The organism is Fretibacterium fastidiosum (assembly GCF_000210715.1).
Lineage (GTDB): Bacteria > Synergistota > Synergistia > Synergistales > Aminobacteriaceae > Fretibacterium > Fretibacterium fastidiosum.
The window spans coordinates 1,452,789-1,454,034 of the sequence record NC_021038.1 but is presented as its reverse complement, the minus strand read 5'-3'; the positions used below and the strand labels follow the sequence as shown (position 1 = coordinate 1,454,034).

Here is a 1,246-nt window from a genome sequence, read left to right as displayed (position 1 = left end):
CAATCCGTATTAAACGCGAATTGATATCATCCCCCGCCGCGGCAGGCAGGTCTTTCGGTGATACTTTCGGATATGGAGCAGTCGCTCCTCGGCGTGGGCATCCCTGACACTCTCCGCAAGAGCGGCATCGTACAGCCAGTCCGCTAAAACCTTTGCTATAATGACGTCAAGGCTGGACGGGGGCGATGAAGACGAGCGACAAAAGTGCGGCGCATAAGGCGCAATGCAATGAAATGAACGAAATCGGAGAGAGCTCAGCGCTCTTTTACTCACCCTCCCACAGGTCCAGGGAGCAGATCGATCTGGACGTGAGCCAGGGGCGGGTCTACCCACTGGCAGACGTCCTCTTCAAATTCCTCTTCGGCAGGCCGGAGAGAGCGGAGCTTTTCCTCGACCTGCTGAACGCCCTGATGTTCCCCAATGGGGAGCGGGCCTTTACCCAGGTCGCTTTCATCGACCGGGAGTTTTCGCCCGTTCGGGCTTCGGGGAGGGGGAGCCGCCTGGACCTCGCCGCCCGGCTTGACGGCGAGCTGGTCAACCTGGAGGTCCAAATCCGCCGCGAACCGGGCTACCTGAAACGGACCCTGTATTACTGGTCTCTGCTCTACGCGACATCCCTGGAGCGTCGGGGGAAGTACCTCGACACGGTGCGCACGATCTCCCTGAACCTGCTGGACTTCGAGCTGCTCCCGGAGGAGCGGGAGTGCCGCAACAGCTACTCCATCCGCAACGACGCGAGCGGACGGCTTCTCTGCGACGACCTTCAGATCGTTTACTTTGAACTGCCGAAGGATCGCAGGGAACGGAAGGCGGGCCGACGCCCTCGGAACAGGCTGGAGCGCTGGCTGTGTTACCTGGACGGAATGCGAGGTGACGAGATGGAACGGATAGCGGCAATGGAGCCGGGAATCGGCGCGGCGCTGGATTTGGAGCGCGAATTTTTTCAGAACCGGGATCAGCGCCTGGCGTACATTGTGAACCTGATGGAGTTCTGGGACGAGGAGGACATCTCGGGCCGACGCGAGGAGGCCGCGTTGGCCAGGGGCAGGGTCGAGGGCGAGGCCAAAGGTAGGGCCGAGGGCGAGGCTAAGGGCAGGGCTGATGCGGCACGAAACCTGCTGCGGATGGGGCTTGAGCTCTCCAAAATCTCGGAGGCAACCGGCCTGTCCCTGGACGAAATAGAGGCATTGAGGGAGCGGCTGAGTTAAGGAAGCGCTGACTTGGATTGTCAAGCTAAGCGCGATAG

General features: G+C 60.9%; 1 protein-coding gene. It reads left to right on the top strand.

The genetic code is table 11. The annotated features are described in order from the left end of the window. Positions 1-185: 185 nt before the first annotated feature. Complete coding sequence (locus tag SY1_RS06705) at positions 186-1,208, top strand: Rpn family recombination-promoting nuclease/putative transposase (RefSeq protein ID WP_208873173.1); 1,023 nt, start codon at positions 186-188, stop codon at positions 1,206-1,208. Positions 1,209-1,246 lie beyond the last annotated feature (38 nt).

Coding starts and splice junctions, on each gene's coding strand:
- SY1_RS06705 (WP_208873173.1), top strand. CDS start 186: ATGAAGACGAGCGACAAAAGTGCGGCGCATAAGGCGCAATGCAATGAA.